The following is a 19,678-nucleotide window of genomic DNA, read 5'->3' on the forward strand; positions in this document are numbered from 1 at the left end:
GAGCCCCGCCGCCGGAAATCCTCAGCGGCGGAGCTCGCGCGTTTTAAAAGGCGAGTATCACGAACTTCATGATCCACAGGGCGATCAGGCCGTTGCAGATTGAAATCAGACAATGCAGGACCCAATATTTTTTCCTGGCGTCCGCCGTCCCCAGGCAGCGTCCCATATACTGGACCATTGCCCCGGAAAGCAGGACACAGGGAAGCAGCTGCGTCATATTATCCATACTCAGTTTACCGGCAGCTGCAAGGGCGGCGGCCGCGCCGCAGCCTCCTCCAATGCTCATGAAACCGGTAACCAGAACGATCATCGCGTCGCCCGGCAGGCCGAACAGCGCCATAACCGGAGCTGCGGCCTTAGATATCAGCGGCAGGAAACCGCTCATGTCGAGAAAACGGATTATAACAAATGCCATAACAACATTTGGCAGCATACCTGTCATACTGATGTTGAAACCGCGCCGCGCCCCGCTGACAAACAGATCTATGATTCCGGGCCTCTTTTCAGCCATATCTTTTACCTCCTTCTATCCTCGTGTCCTATCTTCCAGCCTGTCTTTTTAAATCCCAACGGATGGCAAACCTCATGACATTCGCTCCGAATATCTTCATAATGAATACCATAAGCAGAGGAATTCCCAGCGGCACGGCAAGAAAAGGGAAGAACGCCGCCCCCGAACCGAAATAATTTGTGATCGTAGCGCCCGCGCTGAGCTGCAATTGACAAAATATCGACCGCTCCTCGTCTGTGATAAAGTTATTGTCAAAAAGCTCTTTCGTCATACCTGCACCGGTATCCGTGCTCTGCAAACTCGCGATAAACGCCAGCCCGCAGATTCCGGGGATTCCCAAAAGCGGTTTGAAAAAGGGAGACATCAGCCTGTTGGCAGCCAAAAGCCCTCCGAACCCCTCGCAGACGGAGACTATCCCCAAAGCCAGAATCACGGCCGGCGTCAGTGTTATTGCCATCATAAAACCATCTCTGGCCCCGGAGCCGCCCACCCCTTTGAAATTGAATCCTTTTTCAAAGGGGATATTTCCAAACTGGCCGTTAAGCTGACTGAAATCAAAGGCCTTCAAAATCCCGCCGCTGTTGGCGAATATCCCGGAAAACATGATTACCACGATAAACAGCGCCACATAACTTGCCCACGTCACTTTAGGTTCATTATTTATATTTTCCATTGCCAGATTCTCCTTTACGGCATGCCAACATCAAGGGTAAGAGAAGAAGACGCCTGCCTGTTCGGCTTCACTTACCCTTATATCAATAAACTTATTACCGCTGCTTACTTAAGTTGCGTATATTATTCGGATTTTTCGGTGGGGTAGGCTACTCCATCCTTCATTACGAAACAGCAGTCAAGGAGAGCTTTGGAATCCGTCATTAAATCACGGGGCCACGCGGAAATATCGGCGAATTTTCCGGGTTCTATCGTCCCTATCTCGTCGGCCATCTGCAAAATCCCGGCGTTTATGGAGGTGGCGGCCTTTAAAATGCGGAAGGGATCGATCTTGCTCAACATCCACGATTCATATTCGTACCCGCTGTCATACGGGTGGTGTACGGCGACAAAATCTGTCCCATAGCCGAGCCGCAAATTACTCTCCAGAATTATTTTGCGCCCCTCTATCAGTCTTCCCTGATATTCCCGCAGCTTCCGCTGGAAAAAGATTGGCTTCTTGGCAAGGGACTCCTCATTGATATCGATCACGTCGTCATAGACCGCCATATTGGAAATCAAATAAATGTCGCGCTCTTCCATTATCCGGCAAGCCTCTTTATCTATCATTGCCCCGTGTTCCATGCCGTCTATCCCCATGAGCGCCAGCTTTTTCATCAACGGGCCGGCATATACGTGCGCGGTGCAGGTCTTGTGAAGCTCATGTGCCGTGTCTATGATAGCCTTCATTTCGTCGTCGCTGAGCTGCTGGTCTTCGGGAGAATCGTTGGGTGTTGAGAAACCGCCGGTCGCCATGATCTTTACAAACTCCGCGCCATATTTGACCTGCTCTCTGACGGAATTCCTGAAGAAATCAACGCCGCATCCCATTGTCGGCGCGGTCTTTGCCATCAATTCCGAAATGGCCGGATTCTCCGCGAGATACTGGCTGTGGTCGCCGTGGCTTCCCGGGCTGTAATGATAATGCGGCAAAGCGACAAGCCGCGAGCCCTCAAAATATCCCATATTGATCAGCTTCTTAGCGTTGACCACTCCGTAAGCGTCATAGGTGGAACTGCCTACGGTCCTTATCGAGGTAAAGCCGCGGTGCAGGCTCTTGCGCGCGTTATAAAGAAAAGCCATCGCCTTCCATGACGCGTTGTGAAATACGATCTCATTGCGCCGCTCCTTCCAATTGAAGTGCTGAAAATGGACATGAGCGTCTATCAGCCCCGGCGTTACTGTAACGGAAGATAGGTCTATTACATTTACATTGTTGGGGACGCTTAAATTTTTGCCGACCTCTTCGATCTTGTTATCCTTAACGACGATTTCAACATTTTCTTGGAGCTCTTCTTTTATCCCGTCAAAAAGTTTCCCGCATTTGATCAGCGTGTAGTTACTCATTTTTGTTCCCCCTATTTGTTCTCTTCGTTGAATACGCATGAAATGCATATAAAAAATGGATGGGTATAACTAGCTTTTTACCGACAGCGGTTAAAAACAGAAAGCCGCGCCGGTTGGAAAATAGGCGCTGTCCTTGCCCCGCGTATCGGCGGTGATAAAAAAAGATGCCTTGATAGCCGAATCTTTACGTCAAACCTCTCCATGATGCCTACGCCTCCTGTGAGATAAAGATTTCCAACGCACGCTGCTTTATCTTTAAGAAACTGTTTCTGCGGAGCGTTGATAAAAAATAATTGTTAACACTCGTGTCACAACTGCCGCATTCTCCCGACAGTAGCCGCGTATTTTGTGTTCCTTCGCAATAGTCGTCTGCCTTAAGGACATACCTCCTTCCAATAAACGACACATCCATGAAATTTTGAGGATTTTTTGGCACCTATTTTTGAGACAAAACGTTCCTTACAGCAGGCCGCATCGCTTCTTGTCTCGGTCCAAAGTGTTGTTTTTATTAAATCCTCAAATTGATAATAAGTATATTTGCAAATTGAAAAAAGTCAATCCTATAAAACATATTTCATGGTTATCTAAATATAGAAAATTCTTATTTTGAGAATAAATCAGGAGGAGCTTTGAATGATTGGCAAGGAAATTATAGTGAGAAGGAAAAGGATGAGCCTCACTCAGCGTGAACTTGCGAGATTAATAAACGTGAAATCAACGACGATGCACCAATATGAAGTTGGTTTGCGTAAAATCCCTCTCGAAGCGCTCGGAAACATCGCGAAGATACTGCAATGTTCCCCAGAAGATTTGGCCTTTGAAGAATTTGGGTTGCCGGCTCCATCGGAAACTACAGCGGGAGATTCGGAAATAAAAGGTAGTGCGAATGATGACGGCGGCAAACTAATTTTCGCCGACCCTCTGGATAACGAAATAGTGGCCCTATTAAAAGACCTGGACCAAATAGCGAAAGAAAAGGTAATTACATACATGAGAGACCAGAAGGTGATAACGGGATATTATCGGGCGGTGAGGGAGAGGAGGTGAAAGCTAGGAGGCTCATTATAGGGCCTTTTTGCTCGTCGATCGGCAATAGTGTTAAAATGCAAGGGGATCGACAGACTTTGTGAAGAGTCAGATTAATTGCTGGCTGCCTAATGTTGTCGTATTTTGCCGGATCCCTATATCAAATGTAAAGGCAAGTGGTGAACCATGAAAATTGTTGCTATGGCTATGTTTTTGGGGGAAGATAAAGTTCCTTTGAGGATTGGAAAGCGGGCACCGGCTCGATATGGTATTTGTGCTGTCGGGAAGATAAAGTTCCTTTGAGGATTGGAAAGTGCCCTCGCGCGCGGCCTGTACGACCAGCGGTATAGAAGATAAAGTTCCTTTGAGGATTGGAAAGAGATAGGTCTGTCCCAGCCAGCGCGAGAAGGTTTCTTGAAGATAAAGTTCCTTTGAGGATTGGAAAGTAACTCTGTACAGATGCTGGCTTGATACCCCTAACATCGAAGATAAAGTTCCTTTGAGGATTGGAAAGACGGCGACGGCGCGCCACGCAAGCTCGAGCTGAGCAGAAGATAAAGTTCCTTTGAGGATTGGAAAGTCGAGAGCCGTCCCGTGTCCGATACTGAGCATGTCAGAAGATAAAGTTCCTTTGAGGATTGGAAAGAATTTATTGGCCGCTGCGGTTCGGCTACGATGTCGCGAAGATAAAGTTCCTTTGAGGATTGGAAAGAGCGGCCGATCTGCTCGGCGAAGCCGTCTGTCGCTTGAAGATAAAGTTCCTTTGAGGATTGGAAAGAGCTGCTCGGTGATCGCCATCTCCGTCACGTCGTCGGGAAGATAAAGTTCCTTTGAGGATTGGAAAGGCACCTGCCGCTCGCGCGGCGTCCACGCCTCTTTGGAAGATAAAGTTCCTTTGAGGATTGGAAAGACACGTGATGGTGTTGCTTCTCGGCGGCTACCATGGAAGATAAAGTTCTCTTAATCTCCAAGTTATCGGTTAAAAACTATTGCTGAAAGCTGTAATAGCCCGACAATATGAGTTTTTACGGATTCACCCATTGGGTTTTATATAAGGATTTATGGACGTTGACCGGCACAGATAAGCCACTGGTATACGATGCGGAACTTGGAGATTAAGGATAACAGTTGACCTTGACACGCACAGACAATTATCATAAACTATCCACATACAATGAATAGAAGATGGCGCGTGGTACGTGGTAGAATTTGTAGGCTTTGTCCAGGTAATTGTTGATGGCTGGAGCTCTTGGCTTCTACTTCTTTGTGCGGCGAACATATTATTACGCTCTTGTAGAAAAGAAACGACAAATAGCGATAATAATCATTGTATATTTTTATCTTTTAATTATTGTTTGTAGTGACAATGATTTTTTGTCGTTATAATATATAGCGGTATTCCTTATTAGGATTGGAAAGTTGCTCGTAGAAAGTTTGTGCCCGATTTTCCTAGAAGGTTTGTTGTCTTAAAACACAAATATCTTTAAGAACATCAACATAAGATATCAGTTAGTATCAGTTAGAAAATTTTTGTTGCGTTATCATTTTAATAATTTGCATTCCTGATACAAAGGTACAGAGAGAAAAATATCGCTTGGAGGTGAAGGATATAGATTATCTGTTCAAGCTCCGCAACCATTGGTGGTTTGATGCCGGAATCGCGGCGTTTTATGATATTGCTGGCAGACTTAAGAAAAGTGACCGGCAAAAGTGGTCGGAGGTTAAGGTAATAGTGCGTCCCGACGGTATCGTCGTCTCGGCGCCGGATAGATTGCTGAAGCCTTTCGTAGATGCGTGCTATGAATATTTGGGAGCCCAGTGGTGGAATGTTTCGTCCTCTAAGCAAGAAGAGGCGAAAGACCTTGTTGTTTATAATAAGAGTAAAAAAACTTTCTTATGCGTTCCGCGGCGTAATCCAACGCCTGTCGCGGCGCTTTCTGTCGGCGGCAGCAGCTGGAAGGCTGATTATGATATATACGATGATCTCCCTGATGAAATGAAGAAAAAAACGGATGAATTTCTGAAAGAGAGCGGTAAAAGTCTTTGGGGGATAAAGAAGGACAAGCTCCCTTATGAACAACCGGTGTGCCATCCGCATATAGAAACTTTTCCCGTTAAGGGCAAGAAAAGGGTCTGTTCTGTTTGCGGACAGGAGTTGGTCTGTGAGGGTGTGAATCAAACGGTCTTTCCTCTCTTTTCCAGCCAAAGCGCGGCCTTTTCGTTTAATTCAAAATTCGGCACGCCGGATATCGTGTGCTGGGAGTGCGCGATGCTGGGGAAGTTTGCCGTTCACAGCGCCCTTTATAAGGTTGCTGATCCTTATACTCAGATTATGCAGATATATTCCAACAACATGGAGGCGTTGATCAACGCGCACGATGTGATGGGAAATTCCAGCGATATCCGCATTTTTGAAAGAGATAAATTGTATTTCCGTGATTTTGGCACAAGTGAATCACTCGTAGAACTGGCAAGGCTGCCCTATGAGGTATTATGGAGCTTCTTCCTGGTTTCTTTTGATGAATTGGATAAGCGGAAAAAGAATGCCATCGACGCTGAGGATAAGCTGAAGCGGGTCGGGAGTCTTAGTGAAGAAGATTTGGATTGCCTTGCCGCAACTGGCGTGGTGACGATGTCGCTTGAAAAGAAGGGACAGACTTTCATCACGAAAGAGCTCGTTGACTTTCATGATTCGGTCTATATCTTCCGCCTGATTGATTATGTCGAAAGGGAGATAAGAGAAGATAAGATCATAAATAAGGACAAGGGTGATTTCTGGAAAAATTTGTTCTGGGACCTCCTTTTGGTACAGAACAAGCAGAAAAAATTTGACCCTGTGAATGGGCTTTACCGCAACAGAATGCTGCAGAAAGTTTTTGAGAAGAGTTCTATTTTGAGGGATGCCGAAAACTTTGTCTTTAAGAAATCTTTGATCGAGAACTATCCATATTTATATCGTATCTTATTTTTTGTCACACTGTATGAACGCGTAATCAACAAAAGAGATGGAGAGCATGAAGGGGGAAAGGGTATGACGAAGGAGCAGGTTGCGATAGCGACGAGCCTTGGAGCGCAGATTATCATAGGTGGTAAGAAAGCGCTGATGGAGGATAGCAAAGACGTCAATAAATTAAAGCCTTTAAAGGGAGATTTGTTCTCTCTGCGAAAAACGAGGAGTGCTACGGATTTTTTAGAACAGCTTGGGAGATTGCAATTTAGATATGGCTTGGTGCTGAATCAAGAGATAATCAAGGGTATATTGGTCGAAAAAGATGTAAAATTTGAAGATTTTAAAGCCTATTGCATGATTTCCGCTCTGAATGGTTACAACAGGGAGTTTGGGTTTGCGGAAAAATCAAACAGCGCTTCCGGCGCTGCGGAAAATAAATAAGACTTTACGAGAGGAGATTTGCCAAGATGGAAGACAAGTGCCTAACGATAACATATTTGACCCGCGCCTCCTATGCTTCGCTTAACGGTTCCGATAAAGAGGCTGATAATATCTCCAGCATTAAAAAGATAAGGATGAATGACGGGCGGGAATATCCCTATAAATCGTCGCAGGCGATCAGACGCGATATCAGAGAGCAGCTGGCGGTGATGGGATGGGAGCTTTCCGAGGCTGCGGTCGCCAAGCAGGCGAAGGGCGCCTCTTCCACGATGGGCGAGCCGGAAAAGTACATAGACGACGATCTCTTTGGTTTTATGATCGCCGATACGAACACGACGAAGAGAACCGGCCCAGTACGCGTTTCCCCTCTGATTTCACTTGAGCCGTACCGCGGCGACTTGGATTTTGCCACAAATTACATGGGGGTAAAGGCCGGCGGCAATCCCAATATATTCGAGACAGAAATTCACTCCGGCGTTTACAGGGGGACTATCCTTGTTGAATTGGATAGGGTCGGAGTTGCCGACGCAGCCAATTATGATCTTGAACTTAAGGCGGATGAAAAGAGAAAACGTGTGGAGGCTCTGGTCGACGCGATTCAAAACTTGTGGGGCATTGGACGCCAAAGCCGTTTCCTCGCCGATATATCGCCCAAGTTTATTTGTGCCGCACTGATGAAGGTAAAAAATCCCATCTATATGGAGTGCCTGCGGGTCAAAGACAATTGTGTTGATGAAGAACTGATCAAAAATACGGAGGCTGATTTCAAGAACCAAATCAGCAAGTCTGTCATTGGCGAAAGAAAAGGCTTTTTTGAAAAGGATACGACGGGCGCGAAGCCGTTGGGCGAGGCCTTTGACGAAATCAGAAAGTGGGTCGCCGAGACCTATAAAGGCTAGACTCATGTATGGTTTTTCTGTGAGCCTTGCCGCGCAGACGGCTTCATTTCGTGAGCCGTCGGCGCATCTATACCAGAAAACTTATCCTCTGCCGCCGATTTCGACTATCGCCGGTATAGCTGGCGCCGCCTGTGGGTTGGAGTTTTCGCGGGCTTGGCGGTATCTCAAGGAAAATAACCTTTATCTAGGCGTCACCGGCAGCTTCTGTGGCACTGGCATTGATCTGTGGCGTTACAATAAGATAGCCGTACCCAAAAGTAAGGAAGAAAGAGATAGCGCCAAAAAACTAAATCTGGCGAAAATACTGAGAAATGACATCCTTAATAGAGAGTTTCTCTATGATACTAAGTTTACTCTCTATTACGCTGCTCAAAACAGTGATTTTGTGTGCCGTCTAGCCGAAGCTTTCAAAGATCCGGGATATGCAATCTCTCTCGGAAACAGCGACGATATAGCAATGGTGCGATCTGTCTCCGATATATATGAGGTCGGCACGTCTGCCGCCACATCGTTGAAAAATACTGTCATTGAGGGAGACCTCTCAAAAGAAGTCGGTTTCGACTGGGATGCTTTGCAGAAAACCAGCGTGTCGCAGACTTTAAGAGCGCCGGTTATCGGCAGGTTGATAGTGGACTTTGAATTTAATGATATGGAGCGAAAGCCCAAAGCTTATCAGCAGTTCACTTTTTTGTTCGGCGAACATGTTTTGCGCACACCGCGGCCGGCACATTCTTTCTGCGGCACGAATGTCTCTCTCTACTGCATTGGCGATAGGCATCCGTGATGACGCGTTATTATGCGAAGCCTCTGGTCGGCGAAGAGGGAAGTTACGAATATCATGTAACGAGATGTCTTGAAGTGGCTAACAATTTTTTCAAAGTGAATCGCCAAGCCATCGAATCATTTTGTCAGATCAACGGTCTTTCCTGCGATGTCATGAAGCGTATATGCTTCATGGCAATTTTTTTACATGACCTTGGCAAACTGGGGACTTCATTTCAAAACCGGATGGAACATATTGTAAACAAGGTGAGTGGCAAAGAGCTCGTCTATTTCAGGCACGAATTGATTTCGGCGTTGATTCTGTGGCAGCGCTATGAATACTTTGGCGGCAAATATTCCGCCGAGGATTTTCCTTATGAGATATTTGCCGTTTTGGGACATCACAAAGGGCTCGATAAAAAATGGCAAAGTTTTGAGAGAGAAAGAGAAAAACAGGCCGATAAAATTTCACGCGAAGCTTTAGCTTTTGCTCTTGCTGTTGAATTTCCCCATAAAGATTTAATAAAGGAGTTGCTGGACGGAATCTGTTTTGATGAGAACCTGTTTGCTTACAGGGAAGATACGAATGAAAATTGGGTAGAATATTTTTTCCGCCATCTCGACAAACATTTTAAGAGAACGTCGTTAGATAGATTAAAAGATAAAGACAGGCTGACGAGAATCTGTACGTTTGTCAGAGGGGTGCTTTGCTATTGCGATTGGCAGGCATCGTCGTCGGGAAGCGAAAGATTGAGCTTTTCTCACGGCTATGACAGCGAAATAATGGAATCAAAGATAAACGCCGCCATGCTTGCAGAGAATGGAAAACCGTTTATTAAAAGGAATTTCCAGTGCCGGTGCTGTCGGAAAAAAGGAAATGTGCTGGCTATCGCACCGACTGGAAGCGGTAAGACTGAGGCGGCCTTGTTATGGGCGACGTGCGTAGCGTCGAATAAAATTATCTTATTGATGCCGACGAAGGTTACCTCCAATAGTCTGTATGAGCGGATGATAAAATACTTTGCCGAGGCAGACTGCGGCATCACCCATTCAGGCGCGGCGATGTATCTTTCCATGTCTAAAGGCGATTCTTATGGGGCTTCTGATGAAGAGCACGGAGATGTATTTAAGCTCTTGAATAAATATCGCACTTTTATGGCACCGGTCACAGTCGCTACGGTTGATCAACTGCTTTCGGCCAATTTCAGAGTGGGACACTGGTATCTGAAAGAAATTGCGACGTTGGGAGCCTCCGTTATCTTTGATGAAATACACTCTTACGATCCATATATGCTTGGCCTGATAACGAAAAGTATCGAACGTATCATGCGTATGCAAGGGCGTGTAATGGTGATGAGTGCCACAATGCCAAGGGCACTGAGGGAACACTTTCAGGATTTGTTGGGCGTAGATGAACCGATAACAGCCGATGAATTGATGGGACGCAGTAATTGCACCTGGGAATATACCGACAATAGCATCGAAGGGTACATGGCTGAGATAAAAGATGCGCTGGCGGCGGGGCGGAAGGTCGCTGTCGTGGTAAATTCCATAGGCAGGGCGCAGGAGCTATATAGGATGTGGGAACGCGAACTTGAAGGTACCGAGTTGGCGGATAAGATCATGTGCTATCACAGCGCCTTTATTATGCGGGACCGCATTGCGAAGGAAGAGAAGCTGATAGGTACCGGCAAACGCGATGAATATGGCAGGCCGAAAGAGATATCTCTCATCATCGCAACGCAGACGATAGAGGTATCGCTCGATATCAGTTTTGACTATATGTACAGCGAACTGGCGCCGCTGGACAGCCTTATCCAGCGGGCGGGAAGATGCAACAGGAAGGGAAATATTGAGGGAGCTAGGTTTATTGTATTTCCAATAAGCGACGTAGCCCAGAAATATGTATATAAAGACGCTGTCGCCATTATTGGCAAGACTGATGAGATATTGAGGAAACGGCAAGGTAAACTGAGCGAGAATGAGATCGGAGCAATGCTCGAAGATGCCTACCAAAACTACAGCTTTACCGACCATAAGGATTACAAGACGGCGCGTGATAATATAGAGGTGATTTGGGATGAGAGGGCGCCAATATTTGATACGGTTGATTACAATGAAGAGTGCGTGACTCGTCTCATAAGTTATGTCAAGGTACCGATAATTCCACAAAAGTTTTATGGTGAAGTTACAGAACTCTGTCGTAGCGGTGAAAAGAAGGATAAACTGAAGGTCGCGCTTTATGAGGTGCCTGTTGGAATGAAAACCTTGAAGCTATTTAACAATAAAAAATGTGTAATGCCTCCGGATTTGGCGTATTTGGATATATATGAGATTCCGTATGATGAGAAAATAGGTGTTCCAAGCAACAATGATGATCCGCTCTTATACTGATGAGGTGTTATCATGTTCTCTGAGAAGGCCAGAATAACCGGAATGATTTTACAGGCGTATGGTATATGCCATAGACAGGTATGGTTCTTAACGCACAGTGTGTTTGCCGACCAGGAAAACGAACTCCTTTCGTTGGGGCGCATTGTTGATGAGAATAGTTATGCCAGAGAAAAACATCAGGTAATGTTCGGAGGAAACAAGTTCGACTTTATGCGAAATCAAGATGGCCTCCTTGTCATCTCTGAAATAAAAAAGAGCAGCCGTGCGGAAAAATCCTCAATACTACAACTTGCGCATTATCTCTACGAACTTGAAAAGGAGGGAATCGCGTCAATGGGGGTGCTGTTATATCCGACAGAAAAGAAACGAACAGCGGTTATTTTGACAGAAGAATTGAAAAGAGTCCTTGATCAGTCATATGCCGTTATAGAAGAGCTTGCGTTGTCAGAGAAACCACCGCATCTGGTGCAATGTAAGTATTGCAAAAAATGTGCCTATGGAGATTATTGCTGGAGTTAAGCAAGGCAGGGGGGAATATTGATGGGAAAGACACTTTACCTCTTAAGTAACGGTGAATTAAAAAGAAAAGACAACACGCTGTTTATCGCCAGAGAGAACGAGAATCCTAAGTTCCTGCCGGTAGAGACATTAGATGAGATAAATATATTTGGTGAGGTGGATTTCAACAAAAGCCTGCTGGAATTTATATCGCAAAAAGAGGTCATCCTGCATTTTTATAATCATTATGGGTATTATGTCGGAACGTTTTATCCAAGGGAACACCTAAACTCAGGGGCAGTGATCCTCGCGCAGGCGGCGTATTATATGGACGCTGCGAAAAGAATAGAAATAGCTTCTTCATTTGTTATTGGTGCTATAGATAATATGAAGAGGGTGATGGAATATTACCAGCGCAGGGCGATGGTGGAGATAAGCGATATCGTCGAAGCTTTAGACGTTTACAGCGAGCGGGCGCCGCAAAGTAAAGATGTGGCTGAATTGATGGGAATAGAGGGCAACTCGCGGGAGAAGTATTATGAATTCTTCGACCGTGTCGTGAAGGATGACGCCTTTAAGATGGTAAACAGAACCCGGCGTCCGCCGTCAAACCGCATGAACGCTTTGATAAGTTTTTTAAATACGATGTGCTATACACTGGTCCTATCCCAAATCTACCGAACGCATCTGGATCCGAGGATCGGTTTTCTACATGAGACGAATTTTCGCCGGTTCAGCCTGAATCTTGACGTCGCGGAAATCTTTAAACCGATTTTGGTGGACAGGCTGATATTCTCACTTATCAACAAACGTGAGATCCAAGAAAAGCATTTTGAAAAACAGAGCGGCGGAGGGATTTATTTAAGCGAAAGCGGCCGCGAGATCGTCTTGCGCGCGTGGGAAGGGCGGCTCAATGAAACGATCGAACATCCGGCGCTTGGCAGGAAGGTCAGTTACCGTGGCCTGGTACGCATGGAGATATATAAACTGCAAAAGCACATGATGGAGAATATAAAATACGTGCCATATACGAGCAGGTGGTAAGATGTTTGTCATCATGTTTTATGATGTGGGGGAAAAAAGGGTAAATAAAGTTTTGAAAACGGCAAGAAAGTATTTGACGTGGATTCAAAACTCCGTGTTAGAAGGCGAACTGACACCGGCGACGCTCGAAGCGCTGAAAGTCGATGTAAAAAATATCATTGACAATGAATATGATAGCGTACTGTTTTATGTGTGGAGGACAGAGCGGTATATGACGCGAGACACTATTGGCATAAAACGTGGCAGCGTTGACTCATTTATTTAGAACCTCGTCGATCTGCAATAGCGTAAAAACCGCCGGGGGGCGACAGACTTTGTGAAATGGCTGTTTTTATAGCAATGCCCCAGCATGTTTAACTTTACCTTGTTCAAAATATAGCGCATGGCGCTATGTTTGGCATAGTCAAAGATGCAGTTAAAATCATAGTTGGGACGGGCTTAGGATATTCCTGTAAGGATTGGAAACCGGATACCATTATTCCGCATGAAGTATCCGAACGCCCGCTTAGGATATTCCTGTAAGGATTGGAAACAAATATGCGTCAATTTGTCCATAGTTTTGGCGCTGGCTTAGGATATTCCTGTAAGGATTGGAAACAAAACAAAATTGGCCGAAAGCGCTTTTTTCGGGTTGGCTTAGGATATTCCTGTAAGGATTGGAAACTGTTCCTGCAAATTCACATCAGCCCCGGCATCTATGCTTAGGATATTCCTGTAAGGATTGGAAACGTTATTAGCTCGATCCTTGCATAGAACTGAGGTTTTTGCTTAGGATATTCCTGTAAGGATTGGAAACTAAAACCTTGTAATACATTATTATCCATAGTAACACGCTTAGGATATTCCTGTAAGGATTGGAAACTACGATATGGGCCAGCTGGGGGCCCCGACCCCGGGCGCTTAGGATATTCCTGTAAGGATTGGAAACCCATGACGTCCATGTCGATGATAGTGAGCTGAACTTGCTTAGGATATTCCTGTGAGGATTAGAAACTTTCCAGCGGCCTACAAAAAGCACTTTCGCGTTGCGCTTAGGATATTTCTATAAAGATTGAAAATTACACCTAAAAACGCTGCTCCTCCGGGCTGACCCTAATTTCGAACCTTCCTATGAGGAGTTTAATCACTGTGGTTGGTATCGTGCCTTGAGATGTTCATCTTGTTTTTTGTTTTCAAAAGGAGCCGGTCATGGTAATCTTGGGGTAGGTAAAAAGTATAACTACGGTAATTGGAGGTGTGGAAATGCACATATCGCTGTTTATTAATTCTCATGAATCGAGAGTATTAAGGCTGCCATGCTCCAACTTGCATCTTTTCCAATCGTTGATATATAAACTTCTTCCTCCTGACAGGGCTGCGTTTCTCCATGATCAGGGCTATATAATCGATAACCGTCCGCTAAAATTATTCGCGATGAGCTGGCCAATAGCGGAAAAGCCCCCAAGACTTGCCGGAGGTTTTTTAGAATTTGATTTGCCGATTCGTTTAGTAGTATCCACTCCGATAACGTCGACAATGGATGGCATTGCGAGCGGTGCGTTAATGAATAAATATATGCATATAGGGGCAAATACTGTGTGCTGCGAAAGGGTTGAGGTGAATTGTTACAATGCCGCATCTGATGAAATAATGATCAGGACGCTTTCTCCGATTAGTTGTTATTCGCAGATGCTGCGGCATGACGGGCGTAAATACACGGCTTACTTTTCTCCATTTGAAAAGGACTTTTCAAATTCTATACATAACAATCTTAATCGAAAATTTCGGGCAATACACACAGCGGCCGAAGTTCCGGAAGGCGTTGTTGAAATACTTCCAATAGGCGTGCCAAAAGAGCGAGTTGCGAAATTCAAGGAGGACAACTCTTTCCCCATAAAGGGCTGGGAGGGCAGATTCAAACTGAAAGGCCCCAAAGAGTTGCTTCAGGTGGCTTTAGACTGCGGCCTGGGGGCAAAGAACAGCCTGGGCTTCGGCTGTATCATGCCAGCCTGTTAGGCAGTGTCGATGTCCACTCGTATAAAAATACGCAAATAGACGTACATTAAACATTAAATTTCAGCTGCAATCACCCCTCTCACGAGATTCTGCCTGCACAATATCTGATGTCATTCCCCCGGTTCCTCTGCGCAAAATACGCAGGGGGACCGGTTTTTTTTGCCTACCTTCCGTTGCGTAGATAGACCGTGGTGTGGCCGTCTTTTATTCTTATACTTAACTTACGTATGATAAATAGATCTCCGGTAATGTTTAAGGAGGAAAGTTATGGAAAAATTTTCTTCAATTACCACTATATACATGGGAAAAGACGCATTGGCCGATGCCGTAGGCGGCGCGCGGCGGGTCTTCATCGTCTCCGACCCTTTTATGGTTTCAAGCGGCAAGGTATCCTATGTCACCGATTATCTTCAGGGCTCCGGAGCGGAATATGAGATTTTCTCCGATGTGCAGGCCGACCCGGATATAGAGACCGTCGCCGCGGGGATGGCGCGCATCGTGGAGTTCAAGCCAGATCACGTCGTCGTGCTCGGCGGCGGTTCGCCGATCGACGCGGCGAAGGCGATCGTCTTTTTCGCGCACCGTCAGGGGGCTATTCCTCCCTGTCCTTTCACTGCGATCCCGACTACGAGCGGCACGGGCTCCGAGGTGAGCAGTTTCGCCGTCATTACGGATCATAAAAAGAATGTCAAATACCCGATGGTAGACGACAGTTTGCTGCCGACCTCGGCGGTGCTGAACGCGGAGCTTGTGATGAGCGTGCCGCCGAAGGTGACGGCCGACGCGGGGCTGGATGTGCTGACGCACGCCATAGAGGCTTTTGTCTCAACGAACCGCACGGATTTTACGGACGCGATGGCGGAGAAGGCGATCAAGCTCATTTACCGCTATCTGCTCACCGTCTATCGGGAGCCGGGCGATTATGAGGCGCGGCAGCGCGTGCACAACGCCTCCTGCATGGCGGGCATCGCCTTTTCCAACGCCGGGCTAGGCCTCAACCACGCGATGGCGCACACGCTCGGCGCGAAGTTCCATATCGCCCACGGGCGCGCGAACGCGATCCTGCTGCCCTATGTGATGAGTTTCAACGCCGGCTGCGCGACCCAATTGACGGATACGGCGAAGCGTTACGCGAAGATAGCCTATCTTTGCGATATTTCGACGGTCAGCGTAAGGCAGAGCGCGCTGAACGTCATCCGCACGATACGTTCGTGGACCAGGAAGATGGATATCCCCCCGACGATCAGGGAGGCCGGCGTCAGCGAGGCGGATTTCCGCGGGAAGCTGCCGGAGATGGTGGAGGACGCCCTGGCCGACGGCTGTCTCACGACCGCGCCGCGCCGCTGCACCGGGGATGATATCCGTCAGGTCTTTGAAAACGCCTATAACGGCAAACTGCCATGACCGGTGAATTTGAGAATAAACAGCGGATAATCCAGGAGTTTGTGCCGGGTAAACAAGTCACCTTGGCGCATGTCATCGCTCATCCTGTGGCGGATCTTTACGGGAAGCTCGGCCTCTTCGAGACGGAGGGGGCGATCGGCATCTTCACGATCACGCCGAGCGAGGGCGCGATGATCGCCGCCGATATCGCCTCCAAGGCGGCGAATATCTCGATCGGCTACGTGGACCGTTTCAACGGCTCGCTGCTCATTACGGGAGATGTGGCGGCGGTGGAGGCGGCGATGCGCGACGTCATGTCGGTGCTTTGCGACCTGATGGCCTTTACGCCGGCGCGCATAACGCGCACCTGATGTCCGTCGCCGGCAAGGGGCGGCGCGTCATCTTTATCGGAGCCTCGATGGCGGGCAAGACGACGCTGACGCAGGCGATGATGCGCGAAGAGCTGCGCTACCGCAAGACGCAGACGCTCGACATCGTCGGAGGCTTCATCATCGACACGCCGGGCGAGTACCTTGAGAGGGGCGGCCTGCGCGGGGCGCTCTCTGTGGCGTCCGCGGAGGCGGGGCTCATCGTATTTCTCCAGAGCGCGGCCGCCGTACAGAGTTTTTTCCCGCCGGCGTTCGCCTCGATGTTCGGCAAGCCGGTCGCCGGAGTGGTGACCAAGGCCGACATCGCCTCGCCGGAGGAGATCGAAGAGGCGAAGCGGCGGCTGGCGCGCGCGGGAGTGAAGCGGGTATTTGTTACCAGCGCCTATACGGGCGAGGGTATTCAGGAATTTATAGATTTCATTGATTCATTAGATTAAGAAAGAGGTGGGCAGATTGGGCGGAGAGACGATCACAAGCGTCGGCATAGATGTCGGCACATCGACGACGCAGCTCATTTTCAGCAGGATCAAGATAGAGAACCGCGCCAGTTCTTACACGGCTCCGCGCATTTCCATTGTCGGCAAAGAGGTCTTTTACCGGAGCCCCATTTACTTCACTCCGCTGCTCTCGTCGACGGAGATCGACGCGGAGGCGGTGAAGAGGATCGTCACCGAGGAGTACAAACGGGCGGGAATGACGCCGGCCATGGTGAATACGGGGGCGATCATCATCACCGGAGACACGGCGCGCAAGAAGAATGCCAACCAGCTGCTTTCGGCGCTCTCCGCGCTGAGCGGCGATTTCGTGGTGGCGACGGCGGGGCCGGACCTTGAGTCCGTCCTGTCGGCGCGCGGCGCGGGTACGGACAAGATATCCGAGGACAACCGCGCGGTGGTCGCGAATCTGGATGTCGGCGGCGGCACGAGCAACATCGCGCTCTATGAGAAGGGCAGCCTGCGCGGCGTCACCTGCCTCGACATCGGCGGCCGCCTTGTGAAGGTGGAGAACGACTTCATCACCTACGTCTATCCGAAGATAGAAAAGATCGCCGCCGACAACGGGCTCGCCGTCAAAGCGGGCGAGAGGGCGGACGCGGAGCGGCTGCGCAGCCTCTGCCGCCTGATGGCGGGATACCTCGCGGAGGCTGTCGGCCTTCTGCCGCGGTCGGAGAGCTGCCGTTACCTTTATACGAACGACGGCAAGGGGCTCCCCGAGGGGCTTCCCGCTATCACGGGAGTGACCTTCTCGGGCGGCGTGGCAGACTTTGTTTACAGCCCTTCGCAGGGCGACCTTTTCCGTTTCGGAGACATCGGCGTCATCCTAGGGGACGAGATCAGAAAGCAGCCCGCCTTCTCGCAGGTGAAGCTCTATACGCCGGCGGAGACGATCCGGGCGACGGTGGTCGGCGCGGGGACCTGCGCCACGGAGATCAGCGGCAGCACGATCGCCTACACGCCGGGGATACTGCCGATACAGAATATCCCGATCCTGCGCGTGCCGGATGAGGATGAGGCTACTCCCGAAAGGGTGGAGCGCTCGATAAAGTTCCAGCTGCCGCTCTTTATGCCGGAGGGGCGGCAGGAGCAGATCGCGATCTCGCTCTCGGGCGACCGCTATAAGTCGTTTTCCGCGGTACAGCGGCTGGCCGAGGCGGTGATCTCCGGAGCCCGCACGCTGATAGACGGCCCCTTCCCGCTGATAGTCGTCGTCGAGACGGATATCGGCAAGGCGCTGGGGCACGCGCTCAATGTAAAGCTTGATCACAAAAAGCCGGTGATCTGTATCGACGGGATACATTCAGCCAGCGGTGATTATATAGATTTAGGCGAGCCTGTATTTGGAGGACATGTGCTGCCGGTCGTGATAAAGACGCTTATTTTCAATTCCTGAGCGGAAAATTTTTCTTCCGGCCTCAGATTTCGTAGTTACATCAAAAATGGAGAGGTGATAGCTGCATGAAGCTCAAGACAAAACTTTTGGGCCATACCTATGAATTTAAGTCACTGCGCGAGGTAATGGCCAAAGCGAACGAGGAGAAGTCGGGCGACAAACTTGCCGGGATCGCCGCGGAAAACGCGGAGGAACGGGTCGCCGCGAAGGTCGTCCTTTCCGAAGTGACGCTCGCGGAGCTGCGCAACACCCCCGCCGTGCCCTATGAGCAGGACGAGGTTACGCGCATCATCCAGGACGACATCAGCGAAAGGATCTATGACGAACATAAGAATATGACGGTCAGCGAATTCCGCGAATGGCTTCTGGACGAGGAGACGACGACGGCGATGATCCGCCGCGCTTCGCGCGGGCTGACGTCGGAGATGGTCTCCGCCGTCTGCAAGCTGATGGGCAACCTTGATCTCATCTACGCGGCGAAGAAGATCCCCGTCACGGCCCACTGCAACACGACGATCGGCCTGCCGGGGACCTTCTCGTCGCGCCTTCAGCCCAACAACACGACCGATGATCCCAAGGGCATCATCGCCTCGGTGATGGAGGGTTTCAGCCTCGGCTGCGGCGACGCGGTGCTCGGGCTCAACCCTGTTGACGACAGCGTTGAGTCGGTGGCGCGCATCCTGAAGATGTTCGACGAGTTCAAGAACAAGTGGGAAGTCCCGACGCAGATCTGCGTTCTGGCGCACGTTACGACGCAGACGGAGGCGGTGCGCAAGTTCAACGCGCCGATAGACCTCATGTTCCAGTCGATCGCCGGCTCCCAGAAGGGCAACGAGGCCTTCGGGCTCACCGCCGCGATGCTTGAGGAGGGGCGTGAAATGATGCTCCGCCACGGCACCTCGACGGGGCCGAATGTAATGTATTTCGAGACGGGGCAGGGCTCCGAGCTCTCCTCCGACGCGCATAACGGCTGGGACCAGCTGACGATGGAGGCGCGCTGCTACGGCTTCGCCCGCCATTACCACCCGTTCCTGGTCAACACCGTCGTCGGCTTCATCGGGCCGGAATATCTCTATGACTCGAAGCAGGTGACGCGCGCGGGGCTGGAGGACCATTTCATGGGCAAGCTGTCCGGGATACCGATGGGCTGCGACGCCTGCTATACAAACCATATGAAGGCCGATCAGAACGACATCGAGAACCTCGCGGCGCTGCTCGTGGCGGCCGGCTGCAACTACATCATGGGCGTCCCCCAGGGCGACGACTGCATGCTCATGTACCAGTGCACGGGCTATCACGAGGCCCAGACGCTGCGCGAGATATTCGGCCTGCGCCCGATCAAGCCCTTCGAGAAGTGGCTCGAGAAGATGGGCTTCCTCAAAGACGGCCGCCTCACGCCGCTGGCGGGAGACGCCTCGGCATTCGCGGGCAGATAGGA

General features: G+C 49.3%; 17 protein-coding genes and 2 CRISPR repeat arrays. Of the genes, 14 read left to right on the forward strand and 3 right to left on the reverse strand.

The genetic code is table 11. The features are described from left to right. Positions 1–43: 43 nt before the first annotated feature. From CLOEV_RS03725 to CLOEV_RS03735, 3 genes are all read right to left on the reverse strand, one after another. Entirely contained in the window at positions 44–511 is a 468-nt protein-coding gene (locus tag CLOEV_RS03725; protein WP_008710636.1) for a nucleoside recognition domain-containing protein, read from the reverse strand. A 28-nt stretch (positions 512–539) separates the two neighbouring features. Beyond that, entirely contained in the window at positions 540–1,184 is a 645-nt protein-coding gene (locus CLOEV_RS03730; RefSeq protein ID WP_034441998.1) for a nucleoside recognition domain-containing protein, read from the reverse strand. 122 nt (positions 1,185–1,306) lie between these two features. Beyond that, positions 1,307–2,569, reverse strand: a complete 1,263-nt coding sequence (locus tag CLOEV_RS03735; RefSeq protein WP_034441999.1) for an amidohydrolase family protein — start codon at positions 2,567–2,569, stop codon at positions 1,307–1,309. 633 nt (positions 2,570–3,202) lie between these two features. Here CLOEV_RS03735 and CLOEV_RS03740 point away from each other — a divergent pair. From CLOEV_RS03740 to CLOEV_RS03805, 14 genes are all read left to right on the forward strand, one after another. Then, positions 3,203–3,616 carry a helix-turn-helix transcriptional regulator gene (locus CLOEV_RS03740; RefSeq protein WP_034442001.1) on the forward strand — a complete coding sequence of 138 codons (414 nt, stop codon included), beginning with the start codon at positions 3,203–3,205 and terminating at the stop codon, positions 3,614–3,616. A gap of 198 nt (positions 3,617–3,814) precedes the next feature. Continuing rightward, a CRISPR array of direct repeats spans positions 3,815–4,505; the repeat unit is 30 nt; unit sequence GAAGATAAAGTTCCTTTGAGGATTGGAAAG. A 684-nt stretch (positions 4,506–5,189) separates the two neighbouring features. Next, on the forward strand, positions 5,190–6,986 hold the full coding sequence (locus CLOEV_RS03745; RefSeq protein ID WP_034442003.1) for a hypothetical protein: 1,797 nt from the start codon (positions 5,190–5,192) through the stop codon (positions 6,984–6,986). Positions 6,987–7,012: 26 nt separating this feature from the next. Further along, on the forward strand, positions 7,013–7,885 hold the full coding sequence (gene cas7i / locus CLOEV_RS03750) for a type I-B CRISPR-associated protein Cas7/Cst2/DevR (protein ID WP_034442004.1): 873 nt from the start codon (positions 7,013–7,015) through the stop codon (positions 7,883–7,885). Positions 7,886–7,889: 4 nt separating this feature from the next. Further along, a complete protein-coding gene (gene cas5 / locus CLOEV_RS03755; protein WP_051484866.1) occupies positions 7,890–8,669 on the forward strand; it encodes a CRISPR-associated protein Cas5 in 780 nt (259 codons plus the stop codon). Beyond that, the gene (locus CLOEV_RS03760) at positions 8,669–11,041 is read left to right on the forward strand and encodes a CRISPR-associated helicase/endonuclease Cas3 (protein WP_051484867.1); all 2,373 of its coding nucleotides are present in this window, start codon (positions 8,669–8,671) and stop codon (positions 11,039–11,041) included. Before cas5 ends, CLOEV_RS03760 begins: the two co-directional genes overlap by 1 nt. Before the next feature lie 12 nt (positions 11,042–11,053). Next, a complete protein-coding gene (cas4, locus tag CLOEV_RS03765; RefSeq protein ID WP_034442006.1) occupies positions 11,054–11,560 on the forward strand; it encodes a CRISPR-associated protein Cas4 in 507 nt (168 codons plus the stop codon). A 21-nt stretch (positions 11,561–11,581) separates the two neighbouring features. Further along, positions 11,582–12,583 (forward strand): type I-B CRISPR-associated endonuclease Cas1b, encoded by a 1,002-nt coding sequence (gene cas1b, locus CLOEV_RS03770; RefSeq protein ID WP_034442009.1) that lies wholly within the window; start codon positions 11,582–11,584, stop codon positions 12,581–12,583. A gap of 1 nt (position 12,584) precedes the next feature. Then, on the forward strand, positions 12,585–12,848 hold the full coding sequence (gene cas2, locus CLOEV_RS03775; protein WP_034442012.1) for a CRISPR-associated endonuclease Cas2: 264 nt from the start codon (positions 12,585–12,587) through the stop codon (positions 12,846–12,848). Positions 12,849–13,019: 171 nt separating this feature from the next. Then, positions 13,020–13,642: a CRISPR direct-repeat array (repeat unit 30 nt; unit sequence GCTTAGGATATTCCTGTAAGGATTGGAAAC). Positions 13,643–13,825: 183 nt separating this feature from the next. After that, positions 13,826–14,578, forward strand: a complete 753-nt coding sequence (gene cas6 / locus CLOEV_RS03780; RefSeq protein ID WP_034442014.1) for a CRISPR-associated endoribonuclease Cas6 — start codon at positions 13,826–13,828, stop codon at positions 14,576–14,578. A gap of 267 nt (positions 14,579–14,845) precedes the next feature. Beyond that, positions 14,846–15,982, forward strand: a complete 1,137-nt coding sequence (locus CLOEV_RS03785; RefSeq protein WP_034442016.1) for a 1-propanol dehydrogenase PduQ — start codon at positions 14,846–14,848, stop codon at positions 15,980–15,982. A 41-nt stretch (positions 15,983–16,023) separates the two neighbouring features. Continuing rightward, positions 16,024–16,332, forward strand: a complete 309-nt coding sequence (locus CLOEV_RS03790) for a BMC domain-containing protein (RefSeq protein WP_341459361.1) — start codon at positions 16,024–16,026, stop codon at positions 16,330–16,332. After that, positions 16,287–16,787, forward strand: a complete 501-nt coding sequence (locus CLOEV_RS03795; protein ID WP_198006153.1) for a EutP/PduV family microcompartment system protein — start codon at positions 16,287–16,289, stop codon at positions 16,785–16,787. Before CLOEV_RS03790 ends, CLOEV_RS03795 begins: the two co-directional genes overlap by 46 nt. 7 nt (positions 16,788–16,794) lie before the next feature. Continuing rightward, positions 16,795–18,240 carry an ethanolamine ammonia-lyase reactivating factor EutA gene (gene eutA, locus CLOEV_RS03800; RefSeq protein ID WP_245591103.1) on the forward strand — a complete coding sequence of 482 codons (1,446 nt, stop codon included), beginning with the start codon at positions 16,795–16,797 and terminating at the stop codon, positions 18,238–18,240. 65 nt (positions 18,241–18,305) lie between these two features. Next, on the forward strand, positions 18,306–19,676 hold the full coding sequence (locus CLOEV_RS03805; protein ID WP_034442021.1) for an ethanolamine ammonia-lyase subunit EutB: 1,371 nt from the start codon (positions 18,306–18,308) through the stop codon (positions 19,674–19,676). The last annotated feature ends 2 nt before the right edge of the window (positions 19,677–19,678 follow it).

This window comes from Cloacibacillus evryensis DSM 19522, from assembly GCF_000585335.1.
Lineage (GTDB): Bacteria > Synergistota > Synergistia > Synergistales > Synergistaceae > Cloacibacillus > Cloacibacillus evryensis.